18 protein-coding genes and 1 pseudogene are annotated in these 25488 nt (G+C 70.0%); 14 read left to right on the forward strand and 5 right to left on the reverse strand.

Features of this window, described 5'->3' with window-relative positions; all coding sequences use genetic code 11:
- The first annotated feature begins 123 nt into the window (after nt 1–123).
- The 6 genes and pseudogenes from cmtR to ATL41_RS05745 all read left to right on the forward strand — a co-directional run.
- Complete coding sequence (gene cmtR / locus ATL41_RS05720) at nt 124–483, forward strand: Cd(II)/Pb(II)-sensing metalloregulatory transcriptional regulator CmtR (protein ID WP_043536954.1); 360 nt, start codon at nt 124–126, stop codon at nt 481–483.
- Entirely contained in the window at nt 480–2423 is a 1944-nt protein-coding gene (locus ATL41_RS05725) for a heavy metal translocating P-type ATPase (protein WP_098457615.1), read from the forward strand. Before cmtR ends, ATL41_RS05725 begins: the two co-directional genes overlap by 4 nt.
- A gap of 162 nt (nt 2424–2585) precedes the next feature.
- Nucleotides 2586–3152: a recombinase family protein gene (locus ATL41_RS05730; protein ID WP_098457616.1), complete on the forward strand. Its 567-nt coding sequence runs from the start codon at nt 2586–2588 to the stop codon at nt 3150–3152.
- Nucleotides 3153–3158: 6 nt separating this feature from the next.
- Nucleotides 3159–4610 (forward strand): Mu transposase C-terminal domain-containing protein, encoded by a 1452-nt coding sequence (locus tag ATL41_RS05735; protein WP_098457617.1) that lies wholly within the window; start codon nt 3159–3161, stop codon nt 4608–4610.
- 10 nt (nt 4611–4620) lie between these two features.
- Entirely contained in the window at nt 4621–5496 is an 876-nt protein-coding gene (locus ATL41_RS05740; protein WP_245854653.1) for an AAA family ATPase, read from the forward strand.
- Between the two features lie 40 nt (nt 5497–5536).
- A pseudogene (locus ATL41_RS05745) lies at nt 5537–6052 on the forward strand (FAD-binding protein); the annotation flags it as partial.
- A gap of 264 nt (nt 6053–6316) precedes the next feature.
- On the opposite strand, the gene ATL41_RS05750 reads toward ATL41_RS05745, so the two are convergent.
- The 3 genes from ATL41_RS05750 to ATL41_RS05760 all read right to left on the reverse strand — a co-directional run bounded on the left by ATL41_RS05750 (nt 6317) and on the right by ATL41_RS05760 (nt 12653).
- Nucleotides 6317–8053 carry a carbohydrate-binding domain-containing protein gene (locus ATL41_RS05750; RefSeq protein ID WP_098457619.1) on the reverse strand — a complete coding sequence of 579 codons (1737 nt, stop codon included), beginning with the start codon at nt 8051–8053 and terminating at the stop codon, nt 6317–6319.
- A gap of 107 nt (nt 8054–8160) precedes the next feature.
- On the reverse strand, nt 8161–9000 hold the full coding sequence (locus ATL41_RS13020) for an Imm26 family immunity protein (protein ID WP_143556582.1): 840 nt from the start codon (nt 8998–9000) through the stop codon (nt 8161–8163).
- A 116-nt stretch (nt 9001–9116) separates the two neighbouring features.
- Complete coding sequence (locus ATL41_RS05760; protein ID WP_098457621.1) at nt 9117–12653, reverse strand: DEAD/DEAH box helicase; 3537 nt, start codon at nt 12651–12653, stop codon at nt 9117–9119.
- A gap of 91 nt (nt 12654–12744) precedes the next feature.
- On the opposite strand from ATL41_RS05760, the gene ATL41_RS05765 reads away from it, so the two are divergent.
- Nucleotides 12745–13068, forward strand: a complete 324-nt coding sequence (locus ATL41_RS05765) for a thioredoxin family protein (protein WP_098457622.1) — start codon at nt 12745–12747, stop codon at nt 13066–13068.
- A 354-nt stretch (nt 13069–13422) separates the two neighbouring features.
- The gene (locus ATL41_RS05770; protein WP_143556583.1) at nt 13423–14052 is read left to right on the forward strand and encodes a DUF6318 family protein; all 630 of its coding nucleotides are present in this window, start codon (nt 13423–13425) and stop codon (nt 14050–14052) included.
- Nucleotides 14053–14311: 259 nt separating this feature from the next.
- On the opposite strand, the gene ATL41_RS05775 is transcribed toward ATL41_RS05770, so the two are convergent.
- A protein-coding gene (locus ATL41_RS05775; RefSeq protein WP_245854530.1) for an IS3 family transposase occupies nt 14312–15576 on the reverse strand; the annotation gives its coding sequence in 2 pieces (ribosomal slippage) (nt 14312–15264 and nt 15264–15576; 1266 coding nt in all).
- Nucleotides 15577–15936: 360 nt separating this feature from the next.
- Between ATL41_RS05775 and ATL41_RS05780 the strand changes: the two genes are divergently transcribed.
- The 3 genes from ATL41_RS05780 to ATL41_RS05790 all read left to right on the forward strand — a co-directional run bounded on the left by ATL41_RS05780 (nt 15937) and on the right by ATL41_RS05790 (nt 20916).
- Entirely contained in the window at nt 15937–16245 is a 309-nt protein-coding gene (locus tag ATL41_RS05780; RefSeq protein WP_098457624.1) for a hypothetical protein, read from the forward strand.
- A 41-nt stretch (nt 16246–16286) separates the two neighbouring features.
- Nucleotides 16287–17551, forward strand: a protein-coding gene (locus tag ATL41_RS13490; RefSeq protein ID WP_245854530.1) for an IS3 family transposase whose coding sequence is annotated in 2 segments (ribosomal slippage) — nt 16287–16599 and nt 16599–17551 — 1266 coding nt in all. Because the reading frame shifts where the segments join, the coding sequence is not laid out codon by codon here.
- A 71-nt stretch (nt 17552–17622) separates the two neighbouring features.
- On the forward strand, nt 17623–20916 hold the full coding sequence (locus tag ATL41_RS05790; RefSeq protein WP_245854902.1) for a TM0106 family RecB-like putative nuclease: 3294 nt from the start codon (nt 17623–17625) through the stop codon (nt 20914–20916).
- Here the strand turns inward: ATL41_RS05790 and ATL41_RS05795 are convergent.
- Nucleotides 20913–21536 (reverse strand): thymidine kinase, encoded by a 624-nt coding sequence (locus tag ATL41_RS05795; RefSeq protein WP_098457626.1) that lies wholly within the window; start codon nt 21534–21536, stop codon nt 20913–20915. The genes ATL41_RS05790 and ATL41_RS05795 overlap by 4 nt on opposite strands.
- Before the next feature lie 276 nt (nt 21537–21812).
- Between ATL41_RS05795 and ATL41_RS05800 the strand changes: the two genes are divergently transcribed.
- The 3 genes from ATL41_RS05800 to ATL41_RS05810 all read left to right on the forward strand — a co-directional run bounded on the left by ATL41_RS05800 (nt 21813) and on the right by ATL41_RS05810 (nt 25423).
- A complete protein-coding gene (locus tag ATL41_RS05800; RefSeq protein ID WP_098457627.1) occupies nt 21813–23045 on the forward strand; it encodes a branched-chain amino acid ABC transporter substrate-binding protein in 1233 nt (410 codons plus the stop codon).
- Between the two features lie 96 nt (nt 23046–23141).
- On the forward strand, nt 23142–24215 hold the full coding sequence (locus ATL41_RS05805) for a branched-chain amino acid ABC transporter permease (protein ID WP_098457628.1): 1074 nt from the start codon (nt 23142–23144) through the stop codon (nt 24213–24215).
- Complete coding sequence (locus ATL41_RS05810) at nt 24212–25423, forward strand: branched-chain amino acid ABC transporter permease (RefSeq protein ID WP_098457629.1); 1212 nt, start codon at nt 24212–24214, stop codon at nt 25421–25423. The genes ATL41_RS05805 and ATL41_RS05810 overlap by 4 nt, the downstream gene beginning before the upstream one ends.
- The last annotated feature ends 65 nt before the right edge of the window (nt 25424–25488 follow it).

The following is a 25488-nucleotide window of genomic DNA, read 5'->3' on the forward strand; positions in this document are numbered from 1 at the left end:
CGCTGCCACTGTCGGGCCCGGGTAAGCCGTTCGGTTGACCGCGACTGACTTGTGGCCAGCGACGGGCGTCAGAGCGAGGCGCAGATCCAACAACGCGTCAGCGAGGGCTGTATAGTTCAGTCCATGCTGACTATTGCTTCGCGTCTCGACGTCATGAACCGGCTGGGCCGGGCCATGGCGGACCCGACGCGCTCCCGGATCCTGATGACCCTTCTTGATAGCCCGAGTTACCCGGCTGTGCTGTCGCGCGAGCTGGAGCTGACTCGCTCGAACGTGTCGAACCATCTGACGTGCTTGCGAGACTGCGGGATCGTCGTCGCAGAGCCCGAAGGACGGCAGACTCGTTACGAGATCGCCGACCCGCATCTCGCTGCGGCCCTCGTCGCTCTGGTGGACGTGACACTCGCCGTGGACGAGCAGGCTCCCTGCGTGGACTCGACGTGCACGGTGCCGGGCTGCTGCGGGACTGGAGCGGGTGCATGAGCGCGGCGTGTGGGTGCGAGCACGAGAGTGCGACGCCGACAGGTGAGGAGCTCGAGGGCGCGGAGCGGCCGTGGTGGAAGGACCGCAGTGTTCTGGTCCCGATCTTCTCCGGTGTCGCATTTCTCAGTGGTCTGATCTCTGAGCGGTCCGGGGCTGAGACCGTGGCTCTGGTCCTGTTCTGGATCGGCCTGCTGCTGGGCGCGTCGACCTTCACACCTGGCGCGGTCCGGAGGCTCTTCAAGGGCAAGATCGGTATCGGCTTGCTGATGACGATCAGTGCGATCGGCGCGGTCCTTCTCGGTTACGTCGAGGAAGCAGCCGCTCTGGCGTTCCTGTACTCCATCGCCGAGGCGCTGGAAGACAAGGCGATGGATCGCGCCCGCGGTGGTCTGCGGGCGCTGTTGAAGCTCGTGCCGGACACCGCGACCGTGCTGCGCGACGGGGCCTCCATCGAGGTCGCGGCGAAGGAGCTGACTGTCGGCCAGCTCATGGTGGTTCGTCCGGGAGAGCGGATCGCGACCGATGGCATCGTCCGGGCGGGACGCTCCAGCCTGGACACCTCGGCGATCACGGGCGAGTCGATCCCGGTGGAGGTCGAGCCCGGTCACGCGGTCTCGGCTGGCGCGATCAACAGCGCCGGCGCACTGGAGGTCGAGGCGACCGCGGCGGGCACCGACAACTCGCTCACCACGATCGTGGAGCTGGTCGAGAAGGCGCAGACCGAGAAGGGCGAACGTGCCCGCCTAGCCGACAAGATCGCCCGTCCGCTCGTCCCTGGTGTCCTGATTCTTGCTGCGCTGGTCGCAATCATCGGCTCGCTGCTGGGCGATCCAGAGCTGTGGGCAACGCGCGCCCTCGTGGTGCTGGTGGCAGCCTCGCCCTGCGCGCTAGCGATCTCCGTCCCGCTGACAGTCGTCGCCGGCATCGGCGCGGCGAGCGAGTTCGGAGTGATCATCAAGTCTGGAGCGGTCTTCGAGCGCTTCGGCACCGTCCGGCACGTGGCCGTTGACAAGACCGGCACGCTCACCCGCAACCAGCCTGCCGTCGCTGCAGTCCTCACCGTCGACGGCCTCACCGAGGCACAGGTGCTCGCATGGGCCGCTGCACTGGAGCACCACAGCACTCATCCTCTCGCCGCGGCGATCACCGCCGCCGCCCCGGGCGTCACCGCAGCGGCGGATGTGACCGAGCAGGCGGGGCACGGCATCGAAGGCACCGCCGATGGTTCGACGATCACCGTCGGCAGCCCGCGCTGGCTCGACGCCGGTGAGCTCGGCGACCGGGTCGAGGGACTGGAAGAGCAAGGCATGACCGTCGTGATCGTGCACCGCGACGGAGCGCCAGTCGGCGCGATCGGCGTCCGAGACGAACTACGCCCCGAAGTCCCCGAGGTCGTCCGTACCCTCGCAAGCCAGGGGGTCGGCATGACGATGCTCACCGGCGACAACACCCGCACAGCCCAGGCCCTTGCCGCCCAGGCGGGGATCGTCGACGTGCGCGCGGAACTGCGCCCTGAGGACAAGGCCGCCGCGATCGGAGCGTTCTCCGAGGCGGGACCAGTCGCGATGATCGGCGATGGCATCAACGACGCGCCCGCTCTCGCGGCAGCCGACATCGGCATCGCGATGGGCGCGACCGGATCGGACGCCGCGATCGAGTCCGCCGACATCGCGTTCACCGGCCATGACCTGCGTCTCATCCCCAGAGCGTTCGACCACGCCCGTCGGGGCCGCCGCATCATCAACCAGAACATCATCCTGTCCCTGTTGATCATCACCGCGCTGCTCCCGCTCGCCCTCTTCGGTGTCCTGGGGCTCGCTGCCGTGGTCCTGGTCCACGAGGTCGCCGAGGTCATCGTGATCCTGAACGGACTGCGCGCCGCCCGAACCCACACGCCTCAGACGGACGGCCGACGCTCGCTACTCCCAGACAGTGTCTAGTTCCTCCCTCGAGGCCGGCGACAGCCACCAGGCCTGGGGTGTCTCATGGATGACCGTCCATGAGACCGTCGCCCCCATCACGGTGCTGCACCGTGCGTCGTGTCTCATGGGCCGTGTCCGAGACCTATGTACCGCGAGGCACGTTGGCGTTACTTTCAGGTGATGGCTTCGATCGGATACGCGCGCGTCTCCACCCGGGAGCAGAACCCGGACGGTCAGACGGACCTGCTCGCCGCCGCCGGGTGCGAGAAGGTGTTCGTCGAGCACGCCTCAGGTGTGCTCGCCAAGCGGCCGGCACTCGACGACGCTCTGGAGTACCTGCGTTCCGGTGACACGTTGGTGGTGACTAAGTTCGACCGGCTCGGGCGGTCGGTGCGCAACCTCAAGGAAGTCGTCGAGACTCTGCAGCAGCGAGGCATCGGTCTGAAGGCACCGCCTCAGGGCATCGACACCACGACACCGGGTGGCCGCCTGTTCTTCCACATGCTCGCCGCGATCGCCGAGTTCGAGCATGACCTGATCGTCGAGCGCACGCAGGACGGTCTTGCCGCCGCCCGCGCGAGAGGTCGCAAGGGTGGGGGCCGGTTCAAGATGACGGCGACCAAGGCGCGTCGGGCCAGGACAATGTATGACGAGAAGTCCTACACGGTCCAGCAGATCGCTGAGACCTTCGGGGTCTCGCGCGGCACGGCCTACCGCCACCTCGCCCAAGACGCACGGCCGATGTGAGGGGACGTGCCGGCGCGGTGGGAGGTCTCGGACAAGATCGCTCTCCTGCGCCGCCACGACGACGGTGTCCCATGGACGCGGCTGGCAGCCGAGTCGGGGGTCCCGCTGCGCACCCTCTCGCGCTGGGCGCGCGCCTATCGGTCTGACCCCACCTCACACAGCCTCGCTCGGCGCCAACGCAGCGATCATGGCCGGCGTCGAATCCCGGCAGAGCTGATCGAGGTAGTCGAAGCTCTCGCCCTGGCAACGCCGGCTCCGACAGTGGCGTTCATCCACCGCCGCGTGGCCGGCATCGCACACGATCGCGGCCTGTCTGCCCCCAGCTACTCCAGCGTCCGGAGCCTGGTCGCCGGGATCGATCCCGGGCTGCGCGCTCTGGCCGAGCACGGGGACGCGGGATACCGGGACAGGTTCGAGCTGGTGCTGCGGCGCTCGGCCGAGCGCCCCAACGAGCAGTGGCAAGTCGACCACACTCTCCTGGACGTGGCGATCCTCGACGCCAAGGGCACCCAGGTGCGCCCCTGGCTGACGGTGGTCCTGGACGACTACTCCCGCGCCGTGGCCGGCTACACCCTCTTCCTCGGCGCACCTTCGGCCGAGCAGACGGCGCTCGCCCTGCACCAGGCCGTCAACGCCAAGACGAACCGGGGCTGGCCGGTCTGTGGGCTGCCCGAGGTCCTCTACAGCGACCACGGTTCGGACTTCACCTCCGCTCGCCTGGAGCAGGTGTGCCTGGACGCCCACATCCGGCTGATCCACTCCCGGGTCGGGGTGCCTCAAGGGCGGGGGAAGATCGAGCGGTTCTACCGGACCGTCACCACCGAGCTCCTGCCGCACCTGCCCGGGTACATCCCGCACGGCACGAACGGCGCACCGGTCACCTCCCCGTCGCTCTCGCTCGAAGACCTCGACGCCATCCTCGAGCAGTACGTCGTTGCCGAGTACAACGCCCGCCCCCACTCCCAGACCCACCAGGGGCCGACCGTCCGGTGGAGCGCGAGCGGCTTCATCCCGCGCAGCCCCGCCCACCCTGAGGATCTCGACCTGCTCCTGCTCACCGCGGCCACCACCCGCAAGGTCCAGCGCGACGGCATCCAGTTCGCCTCGACCCGCTACCTGTCCACAGTCCTGGCCGCCTACGTCGGGGAGCAGGTCACCGTCCGCTTCAACCCGCGCGACGTCGGGGAGATCCGCGTGTACTTCAACGACGAGTTCTTGTGCCGGGCGATCGCCCCTGAGCTGTCCGCCGAGTCGATCTCCCTCGACCAGCTCCAAGCCGCCCGCCGTCAACGCCGCCGCGACCTCAAGGACCAGCTCCGCCAACACCGCACCCTCGCCAGCGCCCTGCCCAGCGATACCCGATACGCCCCACCAGCAGTCAGCACCGACGACACAGCACCGCCACCGGCTCTTGAGCCCCGACCACGACATGGACTGCGTCTGTATGCCACCGACTAAGAAGCTCTCCGTGCTCGGCAAAGACAACGACGGCCGGCGGTTCCTCACCGGAACCTTCGACGAGGTCAACTCCGCCGCCCCGCACCCTCACCCCGTCCCGTCCTTCTACAGCACCCGCGAGCACCGGCGGTTCACCGAGTTCGCCGACACCGTGCGCACCCACCGCTACATCGGACTGTGCTGGGGCCCGCCCGGGATAGGCAAGACACTCTCAGCCCGCCACTACGCCGGCGTCGACTCCTGGGAGCAATGGCAATACGACGTCGGCGACACGGTCGGACCCGTGCCGCCACGGGTCCTGGAAGTACGCACCGCGTTCTACACCCCCACGGCGGCCGCCACCCTCAAGCAGATCGACCAAGGCCTACCCCGAGCCTGCCAAGCGATCTCCTACGCGATCGACTACGACGAGCTCGGACTCGTCGACCCCTACGTTCACGACGCCTCACGCTCCTCCGGGCGCACCGAGCTGCTCATCATCGACGAAGCCGACAGGCTCAAGAGCACCGGTCTCGAGCAAGCCCGCGACTACTACGACCGCCACCACATGGGCGTCATCCTCATCGGCATGCCAGGCATCGAAAAGCGCCTCGCGCGCTATCCCCAGCTCTACAGCCGCATCGGCTTCGCCCACGAGTACAGACCCCTCGGCCCCGACGAGCTCACCGCTGTCCTCACCACGCGCCTACCCGCCCAGCACACCGACCACGACCCGATCGCGCACGCCACCGCCCTGGCCACCGTCGCTCGCATCACCGCAGGCAACTTCCGGCTCCTGGACCGCCTGGCCACCCAGATCGAACGCATCCAGACCATCAACGACCTCCACACCCTCACCCCAGAGCTCGTCGATGCCGCCAGAGAAGCCCTCCTCATCGGCCACTGACCGCTACCAGAAGCACGCCACCAAGCGATGCGACTCACAGCCGGGCGCCGTCGGACCGGTCGAGCGGTTCGCGCAGGAGTCGGAGGACTTCGTGTGGGCGCCGACCGTCCGCGAGCTCGCCGCCGGGATGAACGCGCTCACGGGTGAGGACCGCATCGACGCCGCTGAGCTCGAGCGGCTCGTGACGCTGCGCGACGCCCAGGTCACCTCGGGCCTCGGCAAGGACCCGCAGGTCGTCGCGACGGCGCGGGCCCGCGAGTTCGTCGTCGACCGCCTGATCCGGGTGGCGCCGCCACGCCCGTTCACCACGCCCGACGACGGTCCCCTCCTCGCCGTGCGGCTGCGCGTCCTGACACGCAAGACGCTCGGCGGCCTGCACACCGACGTCGACGGACGCGTGCTGCGCCCCGACGGCGAGGTGCTGCCGGGGCTGTGGGCGGTCGGCGAGGCCGCCGGGTTCGGCGGAGGCGGGGTCCACGGGGAGCGCGCGCTCGAGGGCACGTTCCTCGGCGGGTGCCTGTTCTCCGGGCGGACCGTCGGCGAGGCGATCGGCTGAGCCCCGCCCGGCCACCGGCGCACCGTCATCGGCCTGGGCACAGAGGAGCGCGGCCCAGGTCGATGGGGACCGGGGCCGCGCTCACGGGCGGTGCGCAGCTCAGCGTCTCGGGGGATGACGCCGAATGTTCGCAGCAAGCGCCAGCAGCACAGTTCCTTGGCAGTCGTCGTGGCCGGCGCGCACCCGTTCACCCTCCCTATCGGCGGGCAGGCTCCTGTGTGAGGGAAAGCCACCTGCCTGTTGCGGGAGATTCTCGAGGCCAGCTCAGCTGGCCGCGGTCGCCGTCGCCGTCGCGACGGTCGACCCGCCCTGCTTCACGGAGTAGGACGCGCCAGCGACCAGGTCCGGAGCAGAGACGACAGCGTCCCCGAACGCCTTGGGCGACGTGAACGTCGCGACGACCGTGCCGGCGTCGTCCACCACCTCGACCGGCACGTCAGCCTCGCCCGCGCCCGTGAGCTGGACCCACGGCTGAGCCGACGCCGCATCGGGAGCCTGCGCCATTCCCGCCGCGCCGAGTGCGACAAGGGTCCCGCCAGTGACCTGGATGCCGCTCTCCGCGTCGAGCGCGCCGTTACCCGCATTCATCGGTCCGTACACAATCGTGGCACCGCCCGAAAGAGAGAGGGAACCGTTCGAGTCGATGCCGTCACCGCCCGCGTCGATCGTCAGGGCGCCACCCGAGATCTCGATGTGCAGGTCGTCGCTGCGCGTGTACGTCGTCGCGCCGCCCATGCCGCCGCGTCCGCCGCCCTGGCCGCCCTGGCCGCCAGCGGGCATGTCACCTGAGGGCCGTTCGCCCGACGGCGCCTCTGCCCCGCCGGGAGCGCCGCCCCCTGCGGGGGCCTCGCCGCGCTCAGGCATGTCGGTCGGCTTCCCGGCGGGCACCTCGACGCCACCGGTTCCGCCGGGGCCCTCCTGCGCCGTCGAGCCGGAGCCGTCCGACGCGTTGAGGCCGTCATCTGACGCGACGACCGACGTCGTTCCTCCCGATATGGCGATCAGCGCGCCCTCGATGCCCTCCTCGGACTGCGTGACGTTCACTGCCCCACCCGCGACGACAACCGCGACGGCGCCGCGGACCCCGTCGCCCGTCGCCGCGACGGTGACCGCGCCGCCGTCGACGATCACATCGGTCTGCGCCGCGATCCCGTCGTCGCCGGCGGTCACGTCGACCGTGCCGTCGAGCACCTGGATCCACCCCTTGCCAGCGTCCTCGTCCTGGTCCGACTTGAGGCCGTCGCCGCCCGCCTCGACAAGCAGCGTGCCGCCCTCGACGAGGAGGTAGTCCTTGCCTCGCACGCCGTCGTCGAGAGCCGAGACCGAGATGGAGCCCGACTCGATGACGAGCCCGTCCTTGGACGCGATGCCGTCGTTCGACCGGCCTTCGACCGTCAGCTGCCCGGTCCCCGCGATCGTCAGGTCGGCGGTCGAGAACAGGGCAGCGTTCGGCTCGTCCTCCCCCTCGGCGTACTCGTACTGCGCGGCGTCGGACAGCGTGTTGCGCGTGCCGGCCGCGAGGACCACCGCGACGACGCCCGCATCTTCGACGAACAGGGGCGACGAGGTCGAGCTCGCGATCTGGGCGCCGTCGAGGACGACCCGCACGAGGTCCTCGTCCGCCGTCGCGACGACGACCTGACCGTCCGTGAGCGTGCCCGTCAGCCGGTAGGTCCCCGCCCTCGTGACCGTCACGGTCGAGCCGTCGACCGTGACTGCGTCGGGCGCCGCACCTGCGACCGTCGCGGTCGTCCCGCTCAGGGTGACCACCGTCTCGGTCGACGCATCCCACGACGCCGCGTCCCCGGCGTCGTGCACCTCGACGTTGTTCTCGCGCGCCTCCTTCGCGGACGCGACGGCGACGACGGACGCGGTCGACGACGTCGCTGACGTCGACGTGTCCCGCGACGCGGCAGGCGAGCAGCCGACGAGAGCCGCCACGAGGACGACGGAGGCGAACGACGCTGCGTGGCGCGCGCCGCGGTGAGTTCTGGCGGTCATGAAGTCTCCTGAGCTGGTCGTGATGTCCACACCAGTTCTACGGAGGCGCGCTGAGGCGCCGCTTTACCGCGCCTGTGTGCCTCCTGAGAGGCCACGTCTGGCGCAGCTCACGGCGCCAAGGGGACCGTCCAGGTGTCCTCGCCCGCCTCGACCAGCAGATGCGTGCCCGCGGGCAGCTTGTGCGCACGCACGATCCGCTCCACCTCCGCCGCGAGCCCACGCCCATCCTGGCCGTACAGCACGATCTCCGTACCCTCCGGACCACTCATCGTCCCGTCTAGCTCCCCCAGCTCCGAGTCGAGCTCGAGAAGCAGCGCACACTCGATCACGTCCACCGCCGACCTCTTCCGGCCCGGCACCACGATGCACACACGGTCATCCAGATCCTCCCGCGGCGGCGCCATCGGCGCAGCCTCAGGCACCGGCGTCGGATGATCCCACCACCGCTGAGTCCGCAACGGCACAAGAGTTCCGTGAGCGAGGGCTTGCGGGAACCAGTTCTCGACAGAGAGCGGTCCGAGGGACCCTCCCGGCTGTCGTTGCCCGAGCTCACTGAGCGGCACATGAAACGAGTGAACAGTACGCAAGTAGCGGTCGATCACATCGACGCGCACCTCGCGGCCGCGGACGGAGAGTCTTCTGACATCGTTCTCTCCTTCCGGGAGACGCCACACGCTCAGATCTACCGGTCCAGCACCGCCAAGCAATGGCCACCGGCTACCGATGTACAGCCCCGACATCTTGCAGGCCAACAGGGCGTCCCCCGGATCGAGAAGACTGACATCCTTCAATGTCGGAGAGGTCGTCTGCGGAGCGAACAGATATCCCAAGACTCCCTGCTCTCCGTGATGAACTACCACCCGGCCGGGCGCGAAGGACCCATCGGCGAGTGGAACTACAAACCAGTCTCCGGTCCCGTACCCCACGTCCGCCGTGCGACGCACCATTGCCCTGACCTCCCCGGTAACTGACCAGGAGCATGGCACAGACGGTCGGCGCTCGGACGCGCCGATCGCCCGGATGCACCAACGGTGGGTGCATCCGAGCGATCTGTCGGGAGGTGTCAGGCGAGCAGCTCGCGGACATCCTGCGCGCTGAGGCCCGCGCCGCCCGCCGCGCCGCCGTCGAGCACCGACGTGAACAGCGCGGACTTGCCCGCCTTGAGGGCCATGACCTTCTCCTCGATCGTGTCCTGTGCGACCAGCCGGTAGACCATGACCTGCTTGGTCTGACCGATGCGGTGCGCACGGTCGACCGCCTGCGCCTCCGCCGCCGGGTTCCACCACGGGTCGAGCAGGATGCAGTAGTCGGCCGCCGTGAGGTTCAGACCGAACCCGCCCGCCTTGAGCGAGATCAGGAACACCTTCGTCCCGCCCGACGTGAAGCGCTCGATCGTCTCCTGACGGTTGCGCGTGCGGCCGTCGAGGTACGAGTGCTCGACGCCGCGTGCGACCAGCCCGTCACGCACCTTGCCGAGGAACTGCGTGAACTGGCTGAAGATCAGCACCGAGTGCTCCTCAGCGAGGATGTCGTCGAGCATCTCGAACAGCACCTCGAGCTTGGACGACGGCGCGTGGTGGGGCCCCGCCCCGGACCCCGGGCCGTGCACGGCCGGTCCGTCCACCGCTGGCCCGACCGCGGCGTCGTCCCCCGGCTCCGCCGGCGCGATGTGCGGGTCCGCGTCCGCGACGAGCGACACGTCGAGCGCCGCCTGCCTCAGGATCGTCAGCGAGCGCAGCACCTCGAAACGGTGGCCGTCGAGGTCGTCAACGAGCCCGAGGACGCGGGCACGCTCGCGCGCCAGCAGCCGGTCGTACACCTTGCGGTGGCGCGGGTTGAGGTCGACCTCGGTGACCGCCTCGACCTTCGGCGGCAGGTCCGCCGCGACGGCCTCCTTGGTGCGGCGCACCATGAACGGCGCGACCCGACGGCGGAGCTGCGCGAGGCGCACGTTGTCGCCCTTGCGCTCGATCGGACGGGCGAAGTGCTCGGCGAAACGTGTGGGGCTCGGGAACAGGCCGGGGCAGACGATCGACATGATCGACCACAGCTCCATGAGGTTGTTCTCGAGCGGGGTGCCCGTCAGCGCGATCTTCGTGGGCGTGCGCAGCTTGCGCGCGCACTGGTAGCCGACCGACTGGTGGTTCTTGACGAACTGAGCCTCGTCGAGGACGAGCGTCGACCAGTCGAGCGCGTCGTACGACTCGAAGTCCAGACGGAACAGGGCGTACGACGTGACGACGATGTCGGCGTCGCCGATCTCGTCGGCGAGCGTGCGCCCTCGCCGCTTCGCGGCCGTCGTCGAGACCGAGACGGCTGTGAGGTCGGGGACGAAGCGCCGCGCCTCCGCGACCCAGTTCCCGACGACGCTCGTCGGCGCGACCACGAGCACGGGCGGGCGCCGCGTCCCGGGCGCTGCGTCGTCGGGCACGTCCTGCCTGAGCAGGTGCGCGACGAACGCGAGCGTCTGGATCGTCTTGCCGAGTCCCATGTCGTCGGCGAGGACGCCGCCGAGGTGGTGCTCGGCGAGGAACGCGAGCCAGTCGAGGCCGTCGCGCTGGTAGGGCCTCAGCTCGGCATGCATCGTCGCCGGGACGTCGATGCGCGTGGGCGCGCCACCCTGCGCGAGGGCGCCGAGCGCGTCGCGCCACTGCGCCGCCTGGTCGCCGACGACGCCGAGCGACTCGAGCTCCTCGAACAGCGTCGCCTGGAAGCGCGAGACGCGCAGCGGGCCGCCCGTGCCCTCCTGCATCGCGCGGGCCTCGGCGATGATGTCGCGCAGCCGCTCGAAGCGCGGGTCGTCGAGCGCGAAGTACGAGCCGTCCGCGAGGAGGAGGTGGCTCGAGCCCGCGGCGATCGCGCGGAACAGCACCTCGTACGGGACCTCCTGGTCCCCCACGGAGACGCGCACCTGCAGGTCGAACCAGTCGCGGTCGTTCTCGCGCTCGGTCGTGTCGACCGTGACGTCGACGTGCTCGACGAGCCGGTAGTCGACGCCCTCGCCGTGGACGTCGATCTCGAAGCCAGGCGTGGCCGCGGCGGCCGCCTGCAGCTCGGGCAGCTCCTCCGCGAAGAACGTCACCGTGTCGAGGCCGGTGAGCTCTTCCGTGCCGACACCCTGCTCGAAGCCCTGCTCGACGTGTCGCAGGAGGCGCGGCACGGTGTCGAGCACGCGGTCGAGGATCGCGTTCTCCGCGACCTCGTCGCGCATCGCGCCGAGCGCAGGCGTGCCGAGGTCCGCGGTGAGGAGGGCGGGGCCGAGGTCGCGGGGCGCGTCGTCGTCCGGGCCGGTCGGGGCGTACCGCCACTCCCAGCGCAGACGCGTGTCGTGCGACGGGCTGCGCACGACGTCGAGCCACAGCGTCGGCTCGGGCGCCGCGGGCATCGCGACGCCGTCAGCGACGACGACCTGGTCGACGAGGCCGCGCAGCCGCGGCAGGACCTGCGCGAAGAACCGCTCGACGTCGTCCTCCGGGACGAGCAGCGGCGACGGACGGTCGAGCAGGCTGATGACGGACGGGTCGAGCGGGCGCGTGGCTGCGAGCCGCAGCGTCGTCGAGCGGCCAGGCTCGTCCGTGCCACCCCAGCCGAGGATGCCCGCGGCGGGCTCGCCGAGGCGGACGATGTTCGGCGTCTCGCGCCACTTGCGCGGCAGGTCGAAGCCCGCCGAGACGCGCAGGCCGCCCTCCTTGCGGCGGCTGTGCGAGATCTTCAGCACGACGGGCACGGGACGCGGCTCGAACGCGAGCTCGCTGCGGTCAGGGTGCAGGAACGGCACGCCCGTCCGGTACGCCTCGGTGAGCGCAGCCCACAGCGCCGGCCCGGGGAGACGCTCGATGTGGATGCCGAGCACGGACGAGTTCAGGTAGTCGACGTCGCCGAGGGCCGCGAGCGCGCGCAGAGCCGTGAACTGCTCGGGCGGCAGGGAGATGGACGCGTCGGGGTAGCGGAAGTCCTGCCACGAGACGCCCTGACGCACCCACGTGCCCGTGCGGCCCTTCGCGAGCGGGCGGACCGTGACGTTGACGCCGCCGACGCCCGCCACACGCGACGACCGCGTCACAGGCGTCGCCTCGACCATGAGCGCGACCTCGGTCGTCACGCGCGTGCCCCACGGGGTGAGCGCGGGCGGTGCAGGACGCGGAGCCGGGGGCGCGTCGTCGAGCAGGCCCTCGAACGTGCGCTGCCACTCGGGCTTGGACGCGTAGTCACGGGCGGTGCGCTCACCCTCGCGGCCCGTAGCCGCGTTCGAGCCGCGCGGGCTCGCGCTCAGGCCGCGCGGAGCCGCGGCCGCGCCTGCGTCGGGGAGGTCGTCGACGGCGCGCTCGCGCGCCTTGAGCGTCAGGAGCGTCGCGGCGACGTGCTTGCAGTTGAGCCGCACCGGGCAGCTGCACGTACCGTGCCGCGGCCGGGCGGCGTCACCCGTGCCGGCGAAGTTCACGACGGCGACGTACTGCTCGTCGTTCGACCCGGTGACGTGCCCGACGACGGTGCTCCCGTTGCGCGCGACAGACACGACACGCCCCTGCGCCCGCACGTCCTCGCCCCGAGCGAGCACGGTGCGGCCGACGAGCGCTGCGATCTGGGCGTCGGTGAGCATCTGACCAATTCTTCCACCAGTTGGTGAGAGATGCGGCACGGTCCACGTCCCGGCCCGCGCGCCCGGTGGGCGAGCGACGTAGATTCCTCCCGTGGCCACCGTCCCGATCGACCCCGAGACGCTCGGTCGGCTCGTCGCCGGGCCGGGTGTCGTGCTGCTCGACTTCTGGGCGCCGTGGTGCCGGCCGTGCCACTACTTCAAGCCCGTGTTCGAGGCCGCGTCGCAGCGGCACCCCGACCTCGTGTTCGGCAGCGTCAACACGGACGAGCAGCAAGGGCTCGCAGCGCGCTTCCACGTGATGTCGCTGCCGACACTCGTCATCCTGCGCGACGGCGAGATCGTCTTCTCCCGCGCGGGCGTCGCGCGGCTCACCGAGCTCGAGCGGATCATCGACGCGGTGACAGCCGACCGCTGAGTCCGGGGCCGCCGGGTGCGTGCTCCTGTCCGGGTGCGCTGCGTGCCCACGGATCGCCCTGATCCACGCGTGAGGTGTGCACCCGGGCGATCGGCGCCCCGGCCCCCTCGACTGATCGCCCGAATGCACGTGTCAGCTGTGCATTCCGGCGATCGGTGGGCCGGCCGCTCGACTGATCGCCCGGATGCACACGTCACGAGTGCGTCCCAGCGATCCGTCGGCTGATGCACGCCCATCCTCAGCCGCCCGTTGTCCGCGGCCGAGCAGTGCCCACATGATGCCCTTCGACCACGCTGATCCACAGATGCGGGACATATGTGGCGAGCGTCTCAGCGGGTCGCTACCTTGCTCACCATGCCCGCGACCTCCTCGCTCGCCCTGCGCTGCGCCTCCGTCGTCCTCGCGGCGATCCTGCTCACCGGATGCACGAGCGAGGCGGCGCCCTCGCCGACCGCGCCGCCGACGCCCTTGCCCGCGAGCAAGACGCCCTCAGCGACCCCCACCGCGAGCGCGACAGCCGACAAGCCGACGATCGAGAAGATCACGACACCGCCAGCCGTTCCCGTAGACCTCAAGACGCCCGGCAAGGTCGGCTCCAAAGCGGCCGTCGAGTACTTCGTAGCGCTCTACGGATACACGCTGAACACAGGCGACACGTCGCTGCTGCGCAGCATCTCTGCGCCGACATGCGAGTACTGCAGCGCCCTTGCCGAGGGGGCCGAGAAGCTCGCTGACGAGGACCGACTGCTGCTCGGGTCAGCCCTCTCGATCGACCTCGCCAAGCTATATGAGCCCGAGTCGTCGAACGAGCACCACACCTGGTTGATGGACCTAGTCATTGCCCCCGGGATCGAGGTGTCCCCTGAGGGCGAGCGCGTCGATCGGCCACGAGAGACCCACACGACGGCCCTTGTCGCAGCTTGGTCCGACGGCGCATGGAAGATCGAGGCGAAGCGCGGCGTCAACGAGTTACCCGCCCGATGATGGGCGCGAGGCTCGCCTCTGTCGTCGCTCTTGTGGTGATTGCCCTCCCGATCGCAACTGCCGAGGAGTGGGACATCTCAACCGAAGCCACCGACAACGCGATCGACCTGTTCGGCAACTGGCGTAACGAGACACCTTCTCCCTTCGACCCAAGTTCGCGTCCGGTTTCGGGCCTCCCTTTGGTCGAGACGCGTGTGTTCGATACATCACTGTGCGACAGCCGCTCTCTGAAGCGCCCTGGGTCTGATGGAGACTCGCGCTATTTGATTCCGACCAGCAGTTCGCGGTCGGCTTGGACAGCATAGAACGCGTTCTCGAACTCGACGGGCGGGACGTCGCCGAGGTAGCCATGGAGACGTTGCGCATTGTGCCAGTGCACCCACCCGAGCGTCGCGAGCTCGAGGTCCTCGACGGTCTTCCACGGTCGTTGGCGGGCAGGTCCGCGGACGAGTTCGGTCTTGTAATAGCCGTTCACCGTCTCGGCCAGGGCGTTGTCATACGAATCGCCGACGGTTCCGATCGAGGGTGTCGCGCCGATCTCCGCGAGGCGTTCGCCGTAGCGAATCGACGTGAACTGAGAGCCCGCGTCGCTGTGACAGCGCAGATCGGCGTGGCGTGCACCGCGGGACCAGCGGGCCATCTCGATCGCGTCGAGGACCATCTCGGTGCGCATGTGGGACGCGACCCGCCAGCCCACAATCATCCTGCTGAACGCGTCGACGATGAAGCACACGTAAGCGACGCCGGCCCAGGTGGGCACGAACGTCAGGTCCGTCACCCAGAGCCGGTTTGGTGCGGTCGCGGTGAACTCGCGCTTGACGAGGTCCGGGTGCCGCGCCGACGCCGGATCCGGGCGGGTGGTCTTCACCCGCTTCGACCGTCGGGCGCCCTCGATCCCCGCGACCCGCATCAGCCGGGCGGTCTGATCCCGACCGATCACGATCCTCGCTCGTCGGGCCGCCTTCCACAGCTTGCGGACCCCGTAGACGCGGTAGTTCATCTCCCACAGCTCGACCAGCCGCGGGATCAGCTCCTCGTCCCGCAGCGCGCGAGCCGAGGGGGCGCGGGTCTTGGCGGCGTAGTAGCTGCTCGGGGCCACCTGCAGCAGTCTGCAGATGAGCTCGACTCCGAGCCGGCGACCGTCGACCAGGTCGTCCTTGTTCGCGTCGATGAACGCGACTACTTCCGGTAGTGGCGGTCGAGCTCCGCCCCAAAGAAAGACGCCGCACGCTTGAGCACCTCGTTGGCGCGGCGAAGCTCCCGGTTCTCCTGCTCAAGCTCCCGCACCCGCTGCGCTTCGGCGCTGCTCACGCCCGGGGTGACGCCGTCGTCGATGTCGGCCTGCTTGACCCACATCCGCACGGACTCGACCCCGTAACCCAGCTGCGTCGCGACCCGCTGCACCGTCCCCTGCGTGACGCCGAGCTCAGCGCGCAGCGTCCTCACCATCCGCACTGCGGCGGCCTTCTCCTCGCTCGAGTAGCGACGCGTCGTCGGCTTCCCATTCGCCAGTTCCTTCGGCATGACTCCATCCTCGTTTCCAAGGTCAGGAGTCTCCAACAAACTCAGGGCGCTTCAACACCCGCCTCGACACCTACCAAGTCACGCTCACCACCACCTGGCAAGGCCAGTGGCGCCTCGTCGGAGAGACCAGCTGGCGCGACGTCGACGGCACCAACACCACCACCAGCACCTCCGACCCCTTCACCACCCACGAGATCCGCACCCGCCTCGTCACACCACCCCGATAGCACCCACCCGACCGATCGCCCGAAGGCACACTCCACGTGTGCAACCGAGCGATCCGCGGACTGCTCGAGGCCGCTGGGCCCGGCGACGGCGGCGTCGCGGACCACTGTCGGACACGCCTGACAGACTGCCCGCATGCGCATCCTCGACGGGCAGCCCATCATCAGCGCGAGCGACATCACCGTCGCCGCCACGTGCGAGCTCGCGCTGCTCCGCACCCTCGATGCCCGCCTCGGACGCATCCCGAACCCGCCCGTCGACCCCGACGCGATGCTCGAACGCACCGCCGAGCTCGGCGCCGCCCACGAAGCACACCTCCGCGACACGTACCTCGGCCGGTTCGGCCCCTACGACCCGACCACCGGTCGCGGCCTCCTCGAGCTACCCAGCAGCCCGCCGCGCAGCACCCAAGACCTCCACGACCGACGCGATGAAGCGCCCTGAGTTTGTTGGAGACTCCTGACCTTGGAAACGAGGATGGAGTCATGCCGAAGGAACTGGCGAATGGGAAGCCGACGACGCGTCGCTACTCGAGCGAGGAGAAGGCCGCCGCAGTGCGGATGGTGAGGACGCTGCGCGCTGAGCTCGGCGTCACGCAGGGGACGGTGCAGCGGGTCGCGACGCAGCTGGGTTACGGGGTCGAGTCCGTGCGGATGTGGGTCAAGCAGGCCGACATCGACGACGGCGTCACCCCGGGCGTGAGCAGCGCCGAAGCGCAGCGGGTGCGGGAGCTTGAGCAGGAGAACCGGGAGCTTCGCCGCGCCAACGAGGTGCTCAAGCGTGCGGCGTCTTTCTTTGGGGCGGAGCTCGACCGCCACTACCGGAAGTAGTCGCGTTCATCGACGCGAACAAGGACGACCTGGTCGACGGTCGCCGGCTCGGAGTCGAGCTCATCTGCAGACTGCTGCAGGTGGCCCCGAGCAGCTACTACGCCGCCAAGACCCGCGCCCCCTCGGCTCGCGCGCTGCGGGACGAGGAGCTGATCCCGCGGCTGGTCGAGCTGTGGGAGATGAACTACCGCGTCTACGGGGTCCGCAAGCTGTGGAAGGCGGCCCGACGAGCGAGGATCGTGATCGGTCGGGATCAGACCGCCCGGCTGATGCGGGTCGCGGGGATCGAGGGCGCCCGACGGTCGAAGCGGGTGAAGACCACCCGCCCGGATCCGGCGTCGGCGCGGCACCCGGACCTCGTCAAGCGCGAGTTCACCGCGACCGCACCAAACCGGCTCTGGGTGACGGACCTGACGTTCGTGCCCACCTGGGCCGGCGTCGCTTACGTGTGCTTCATCGTCGACGCGTTCAGCAGGATGATTGTGGGCTGGCGGGTCGCGTCCCACATGCGCACCGAGATGGTCCTCGACGCGATCGAGATGGCCCGCTGGTCCCGCGGTGCACGCCACGCCGATCTGCGCTGTCACAGCGACGCGGGCTCTCAGTTCACGTCGATTCGCTACGGCGAACGCCTCGCGGAGATCGGCGCGACACCCTCGATCGGAACCGTCGGCGATTCGTATGACAACGCCCTGGCCGAGACGGTGAACGGCTATTACAAGACCGAACTCGTCCGCGGACCTGCCCGCCAACGACCGTGGAAGACCGTCGAGGACCTCGAGCTCGCGACGCTCGGGTGGGTGCACTGGCACAATGCGCAACGTCTCCATGGCTACCTCGGCGACGTCCCGCCCGTCGAGTTCGAGAACGCGTTCTATGCTGTCCAAGCCGACCGCGAACTGCTGGTCGGAATCAAATAGCGCGAGTCTCCATCAGACCCAGGGCGCTTCACGACCTCACCCTCGACGCCCTGCGCGACGACGTCGACGCGATCTACCAGGCCGAGCTCTTCGACGGCACCTTCTCCGGCCGCGCCGACTTCCTCGTCCGCACCGACGACGGCTACGCCGTCTACGACACCAAGCTCGCCCGGCACGCCAAGGTCACCGCCGTCCTCCAGCTCGCCGCCTACGCCGACCAGCTCCAGCGCGCCGGCATCACCGTCGCCCCCGAAGCCCACCTCGTCCTCGGCGACCGCACCACCTCCACGCACCGCATCGACGACATCGTTCCCCTCCTGCGGTTCCGCCGCTCCCGCGTCGAAGCCCTCGTCGAGCAGCACATGCGCGCGACCGAACCCATCGCCTGGGGCGCCCCCGGGATCACCGCCTGCGGACGGTGCGACACCTGCCAGGAAGAGGTCGCCGCGCACCGCGACGTCCTCCTCGTCGCCAACCTCAGCACCGTCCAGCGCGCCCGTCTCAACGCAGCCGGCATCGAGACGATCGACGACCTCGCCGCGAGCGACGGTCCCGTCCCCGGCATCTCCGGCGGCACCCTCGCCACCCTTCGCGCCCAGGCCAGGCTCCAGGTCATCCAGTCACCGCCCGACGGCGACGCCCCCACCCTCCCCGACGGCCGGCCCCGCATCACCGTCGACGTCTTCGCCCCCGAAGCGCTGCGACGACTCCCCCGGCCCGACGCCGGCGACATCTACTTCGACTTCGAGGGCGACCCGCTCTGGGCCGAGGACGGTTCGGTCGACTGGGGGCTCGAGTACCTCTTCGGCCTCGTCACAGAACCGAGCTCGAAGGACGACGAACCGCCGTTCGTCCCGATCTGGGCGCACGACCGTGCCCAGGAGAAGAAGGCCCTCGAACGCTTCCTCGCGCTCGTCGTCGAGCGCCGCGCGCAGCACCCCGGCATGCACGTCTACCACTACGCCCCTTACGAGACGACGGCGCTCAAGCGGCTCGTCGGCAGGCACGGCATCGGCGAAGACGTGCTCGACGACCTGCTGCGCTCCGGCGTCTTCGTCGACCTGTACGCGATCGTCCGCGCCTCCCTGCGCACCTCGCAGCCGTCCTACTCGATCAAGTACCTCGAGCCGCTCTACACGCCCACCGCCCGTGCGGGCGTCACGAACGCCCAGGACTCCATCACCGAGTACGCCGAGGCATGCCGGCTCCGCGACACCGGCGACACTGACGGCTTCGAGGCCAAGCTCGACGAGATCGGCGCGTACAACCGCGACGACTGCATCTCCACACGCCGCCTGCGCGACTGGCTCCTCGCCCGCGCCGCCGAGCACGGCGTCCACCCCACCGCCGGCAGCGCGTCCGCACCCGACGACGGCGCGACGACCGCGCAGCCCGCACCGTCCGAGCTGGCGCTGCGCATCCAGGCCGCCCAAGCGGCCCTGCTCGCGCACGTTCGCGACGACGTCGCCCGTCCCGACCGCACCCCTGACGAGCAGGCGCTCGCCATGCTCGCGGCAGCGATGGACTACCATCGGCGCGAAGAACGCCCCGCGTGGTGGGAGCACTTCGACCGCCTCGCGACGCCCGTCGACGAGTGGACCTCACGGTCAGCGTTCCGCCCCGCCGAGACCACTCCCGGCGTCCTCGAGGTCCACGCCGCCGACTGGCAGGCGCCGGTCAAGCCGAAGCGCACCTGGTGCCGCACCCTCACCGTCGTCGGGCAGCTCGAACCCGGCACCGACCTGACCGAGGGCACCACCGTCTGGCCCGTCTACCGCGGCCCCGCGGGCGACGGCATGAAGGGCTCCGCGACCGGCGACCTCGTGTGGAACCCCTCGGGCGCGAAGGTCCTCGAGATCCGGTCCGACGGCGAGCAGACGACGCTCGTCCTCGCCGAGAGCTGCCCGGGCGGGCAGAGCGGCTGGACAGCCCTCCCGGTCGCGCTCGCACCCTCGATCACCTCCCTCGGCAAGCCGCTCGCCACAGCGATCACCGACCTCGCCGAGCGCGTCGTGCAGTCACTCGGCTCCCCCGACGCCGGAGGACCCGAGCTCCCGCCGCTCGCGATGCTCGACCTGCTCCGGCGCGTCCCGCCCCGCCTGCGCGAGGGCGCCGCGTGGCCGACCGAGGAGGAGCGCGAGCACGACCCGATCGCTGCGATCACCCGAACCGTCCGCACGCTCGACGGCTCCTACCTCGCCGTCCAGGGCCCGCCCGGGACCGGCAAGACCCACACCGGGTCGCACGTCATCGCGGAGCTCGTCGCCGCTGGCTGGAAGGTCGGCGTCGTCGCCCAGTCGCACGCCGTCGTCGAGAACATGCTCCGCGCCGTCCAGAAGGCTGGGGTCGACCCCGACCAGATCGCGAAGAAGCCACCCACCGACCAGCCCGTCGAGGACGGCGCAGACCACCCCTGGGTGCCGCTCAAGGACGAGAAGACCTTCGCAGGGTTCTTCGCCCGCCACGACGCCACCGGAACCGGGTACGTCGTCGGCGGCACCGCCTGGGACTTCGCGTCCCCGCGCAAGCTGCCGGACGGCGGCTACGACCTCCTCGTCGTCGACGAGGCCGGCCAGTTCGCGCTCGCCAACACCCTCGCCGTCGCGCAGGCCGCCCGCAACGTCATGCTGCTCGGCGACCCGCAGCAGCTCCCGCAGGTGTCGCAGGGCGTGCACCCCGAACCCGTCGAGACGTCGGCGCTCGGCTGGCTCATGGGCGACCACACGACGCTCCCCGACCACCTCGGCTTCTTCCTCGCCGAGTCCTGGCGCATGCACCCCGCGGTGTGCGACGCCGTCTCCCGGCTCTCGTACGACGGTCGCCTCACCTCACGACCCGGCGTCGCAGAGACACGCTCGCTCGACGGCGTCGAACCCGGCGTGCGCACGGTGCTCGTCGAGCACCACGGCAACGCGACCGTCTCCGACGCGGAGGCGGACGAGGTCGTCGCCCAGGTCGCCGCCGTCGTCGGACGTCGCTGGCAGGACCCCGCCGCCAAGACACCGGAGGACCGGCCGCTCGCCGCCGCCGACGTGCTCGTCGTCGCGGCCTACAACGCCCAGGTTGCCGCGATCCGCCACCGCCTCGACAGAGCCGGGTTCCGCGACACCCGGGTCGGCACGGTCGACAAGTTCCAGGGACGAGAAGCCCCCGTCGCGATCGTGTCGTTCGCCGCGTCGAGCGGCGCCGAAGTCCCGCGCGGCATCGGGTTCCTGCTCAACCGCAACCGCGTCAACGTCGCCGTGTCACGCGCCAAGCACCACGCCGTGATCGTCCGCTCCCCCGCGCTCGTCGACCATCTGCCCACGACGCCCGCAGGCGTCGCCGAGCTCGGCGCGTTCCTCGGCCTGAGCCCGCAGGGCTAGCCGCGGTCCCACGGGCGTGCCGCGAGGTGGTGGCGGCAGCGCGCCACGTACGATTCCGCGCCGCCGACCAGCTCAGGACGCGCCTCACGCACCTCGGCGACCCGGTCGCCGGCGACGACCCGCTCGTGGAACGCGGCGTCCGCACCGCACACCGAGCACACCGCCGTCAGCCGCGTCACGGACTCCGCGAGCGCCGCGAGGGACGGCATCGGCTCGAACGGCCGCGCCTCGAACGTCACGTCCAGGCCCGCCACGACCACCACGAGGCCCAGGCCCGCGAAGCGCTGCACCGCGTCCACCAGGTCCGGGCCGAAGAACTGCGCCTCGTCGATCGCCAGCAGGTCCAGACCACCTGGGCGCGTCGCGGCGACGTGCGCCTCGAGCCCTGCGACGTCCGCGACCGGGACGGCAGGAACCTCGAGGCCGCTGTGCGACGACACCGCTCCAGCCCCCCGGCGGGTGTCCACAGCGTGGTGGACCACCTCGACCGAGAGCCCCGCGAAGCCCGCGCGGCGCACCCGACGCAGCAGCTCTTCCGACTTTCCCGCGAACATCGGGCCAGTGATCACCTCGACGCGCCCAGGTCGGGAGGGCGGTCCTGCGCGCACGTCGTCGGTCATGGACCCAGTCAAGCACCCGACCACGGGACATCGCAGGTCACGGTCAGATCGCTAAACCCCCCGATCACCTAGCGTGAAGCGACGCCTTGTGTGATCATCGTGCAACGCAAGATTGCCGACGTATTTCCTGAAAGACACGATGTGGTGTCTTTCGGTCATCAGGGGTTATCAGGACGACCAGGGGAAGGCATGCTTCCGGTGTCCGACCGGACGCCGGGCCGCTGCACCCGTGCTCGCCAAGGCCCCGCGCCCGCCGCCGAACCTCCCGGAGGAAACATGAATCGCAGGCTCTCCACGGCCGTCGCACTGACCGCCGCCGCCGTCCTCACACTGACCGCCTGCTCCGACAAGACTGCCGAGCCCGGCGCGAGCTCGACGACCACAGGCGGAGGAACCACGGCCGCGGCAGACCTCGCGATCGTGCCGCTCATCCAGATCGACAAGGACGGCAAGGAGGTCCCCGCCGCGGGCGGCGGCGACGTCGCAGACCCGGCCGGTGACGGGACCGCCAAGTGCGACCCGGTGACGATCGCGATCGCCGGTGCCTTCACCGGCGCCAACGCGGCCCTCGGACTCAACATCCAGTACGGCGCCAAGGTCGCCGTCGACGCGCACAACGAGGCCAACCCCGACTGCCAGGTCACGCTCAAGCCGTTCGACACCGAGGGTGACCCGCAGAAGGCCACCCAGGTCGCGCCGTCGATCGTCTCCGACGAGAGCGTCATCGGCCTCCTCGGCCCGGCGTTCTCCGGCGAGACCAACGCGACCGGCTCCGTGTTCAACCAGGCAGGCCTGCTCTCGCTCAGCGCGTCCGCCACGAACCCCGACCTGACCGGCAACGGCTGGGACAACTTCTTCCGCGGCCTCGCCAACGACGCCGTCCAGGGCCCTGCCGTCGCGAAGTACCTCGTCGACACGGCCGGCTTCGAGAAGGTCTGCGTCATCCAGGACGACTCCGACTACGGCATCGGCCTCGCCGAGGAGATCACCGCGGGGCTCGGCGACGCCGCGACCTGCTCCGGCTCCGTCAAGACCGGCGACAAGGACTTCTCCGCGACCGTCGAGTCCGTGAAGTCCGCCGCGCCTGACGCGGTCTTCTACGCCGGCTACTACGCCGAGGCCGCACCGCTCGCCTCGCAGCTGCGCGACGGTGGTGTCGAGGCCGTCTTCGTCTCCGCTGACGGCACCAACGACCCGCAGTTCGTCACGCAGGCCGGCGCCGCGTCCGAGGGCGCTCTCCTCTCCTGCCCGTGCGGCCCGGCGCCCGCGGACTTCGAGGCGAAGTACACCGAGGTCAACGGCCAGGCTCCCGGCGTCTACTCGACCGAGGGCTACGACCTCGCGACGATCATCCTCAAGGGCATCGACTCGGGCGTAAAGGACCGCAAGGGTCTCGTCGACTTCGTGGCGAGCTACTCGGGCAGCGGCCTCGCCCGCAGCTACGAGTGGGACGACAAGGGTGAGCTCGCCAACGCGCTCATCTGGATCTACGAGGTGAAGTCCAGCTGACGACCAGAGCGGCCGGCCCTGCACGCAGGGCCGGCCGCTCTCGTCCGTGCAGCTGACCGGCGCCCCTGGCGCCCCACCTCCCCCGAGGACCCGCCCATGAACTTCTCCCCGTCTCTCGACGTGGCCCACGCAAGCAGCGCGGTAGCCGACCTCGCCGGCGCCGCCCCCACCGCACTCATCGACTTCAACGTCGACGGCCTGCTCAGCAGCTTCTGGGCGCTGACCGTCTCCGGGCTGACCTACGGCGCGATCTACGCGCTCGTCGCGGTCGGCTACACGCTCGTCTACGGCGTCCTTCGCCTCATCAACTTCGCCCACTCCGAGGTCTTCATGGTGGGCATGCTCGGCCAGTACGCGATGCTGATGCTGCTGGGCTTCGGCCCGAGCGGCAACGCCTACGACATGGGCATCGCGATGACCGTCGTCTACCTCGGCCTCGCCCTCGTCGGCGGCATGGCCGTCTCGGGCGGCGTCGCCGTCGGCCTCGAGCGCGTCGCCTACCGCCCGCTGCGCAAGCGCGGTGCCACCCCGCTCGTCTTCCTCATCACGGCGATCGGCGCGTCGTTCGTCATCCAGGAGTTCGTGCACTTCGTCCTGCCGAAGCTCACCGGCGGCACGCTCGGAGGCGTCAACGCCCAGCAGCCGATCCGCCTCGTGACCCCCGAGACGCAGTTCTCGTTCCTCGGCGCCGACGTCACCAACGTCACGATCATCATCATCTCGGCGGCACTGATCCTGGCCCTCTGCGCGGACCTCTTCATCAACCGGACGAAGTTCGGCCGAGGCATCCGCGCCGTCGCGCAGGACCCGGTCACCGCGACCCTCATGGGCGTCTCCCGCGAGCGCGTCATCATGCTCACGTTCCTCATCGGCGGCATCCTCGCCGGTGCTGCCGCGCTCCTGTACACGCTCCGCGTGCCCAACGGGATCATCTACTCGGGCGGCTTCATCCTCGGCATCAAGGCGTTCTGCGCCGCCGTCCTCGGCGGCATCGGCAACCTCCGCGGCGCCCTCCTGGGCGGCCTGCTCCTCGGAGTCATGGAGCTGTACGGCCAGACGCTGTTCGGCACGGAGTGGCGCGACGTCGTCGCGTTCGTCCTGCTGATCCTCGTCCTCATGATCCGGCCGACAGGAATCCTGGGCGAGAAGATGGGGAGGGCCCGCGCATGAACGACACGACCATCAACCTCGGCGTGGGCGACCGCATCCGCCTGTGGTGGGACGCCCTCGCGCGGCCCACGCAGTGGGCCATCGGCCTCCCGGCCTTCATCCTCGTGGCGCTCCTGCCCGTCATCCGCCCGGCAGGCATCGCCACGGTCGGCACCGACTTCGGCGGCGTCATGGCGCAGTTCGGCATGTACGCGCTCATCGCGATCGGCCTCAACGTCGTCGTCGGCCAGGCAGGCCTGCTCGACCTCGGCTACATCGGCTTCTACGCGATCGGCGCCTACACCGTCGGCCTGATCACGAGCCCCGCGAGCCCGTGGAACCAGACGGACGACTGGCTCTCGCGCGACTGGGCGTGGCTCGCCGCGCTCCCCGTCGCCGTCGCCGTCACCGCCATCTCGGGCCTCATACTCGGGTCGCCGACGCTGCGCCTGCGCGGCGACTACCTCGCGATCGTCACCCTCGGCTTCGGCGAGATCGTCCGCCTCATGGCAGACAACCTCGGTGAGATCACGAACGGTGGCCGCGGCCTCAACCAGATCGCCTACCCGCTCCTCGGCGTCTCGGAGGACCGCCCCACGGGCGTGTTCTCCGCCGGCAACGTGTCCACGCCGCTCAACTCGGGCACCTGGTGGTTCTGGGTCAGCCTCGTGCTGATCGTCCTGGTGCTCCTCATGGTCGGCAACCTCGAGCGCTCCCGCGTGGGCCGCGCCTGGATCGCCATCCGCGAGGACGAGGACGCCGCCGAGATCATGGGCGTCCCGACGTTCAAGTTCAAGCTCCACGCGTTCATGATCGGCGCCGGCATCGGCGGCCTCTCCGGCGCGCTGTACGCCGGCCAGGTGCAGTTCGTCGTCCCGACGAACTTCAACGTCATCAACTCCGTGCTGTTCCTCTGCGCCGTCGTCCTCGGCGGGCAGGGCAACAAGCTCGGCGTGATCCTCGGGGCGTTCATCATCGTCTACCTGCCGAACTTCTTCCTCGGCCGGGAGAACCTGCTCGGCATCCCGATCGACGGCAACGAGATCGCGAACTACAAGTACCTGTTCTTCGGGATCGCGCTCATGACGCTCATGATCTTCCGGCCGCAGGGGCTCATCCCGGCCCGCCAGAAGCTCCTCGCGTTCTCGCGCGAGCTGTACGTCGCCGCCCGGAGGTTCGCCCTCGGCCACGACGCCGAAGCACGCGCCGAGGGAGGGAGGACGCGATGAGGCTCCCACGCTGGATGCGCTACTTCTCCCCCCGCCGCGGCAGGCTCGTCCCCGGCCCTGAGCTC

Origin of the sequence: Flavimobilis soli (assembly GCF_002564025.1) — a bacterium.
Classification (GTDB): Bacteria; Actinomycetota; Actinomycetes; order Actinomycetales; family Cellulomonadaceae; genus Flavimobilis; species Flavimobilis soli.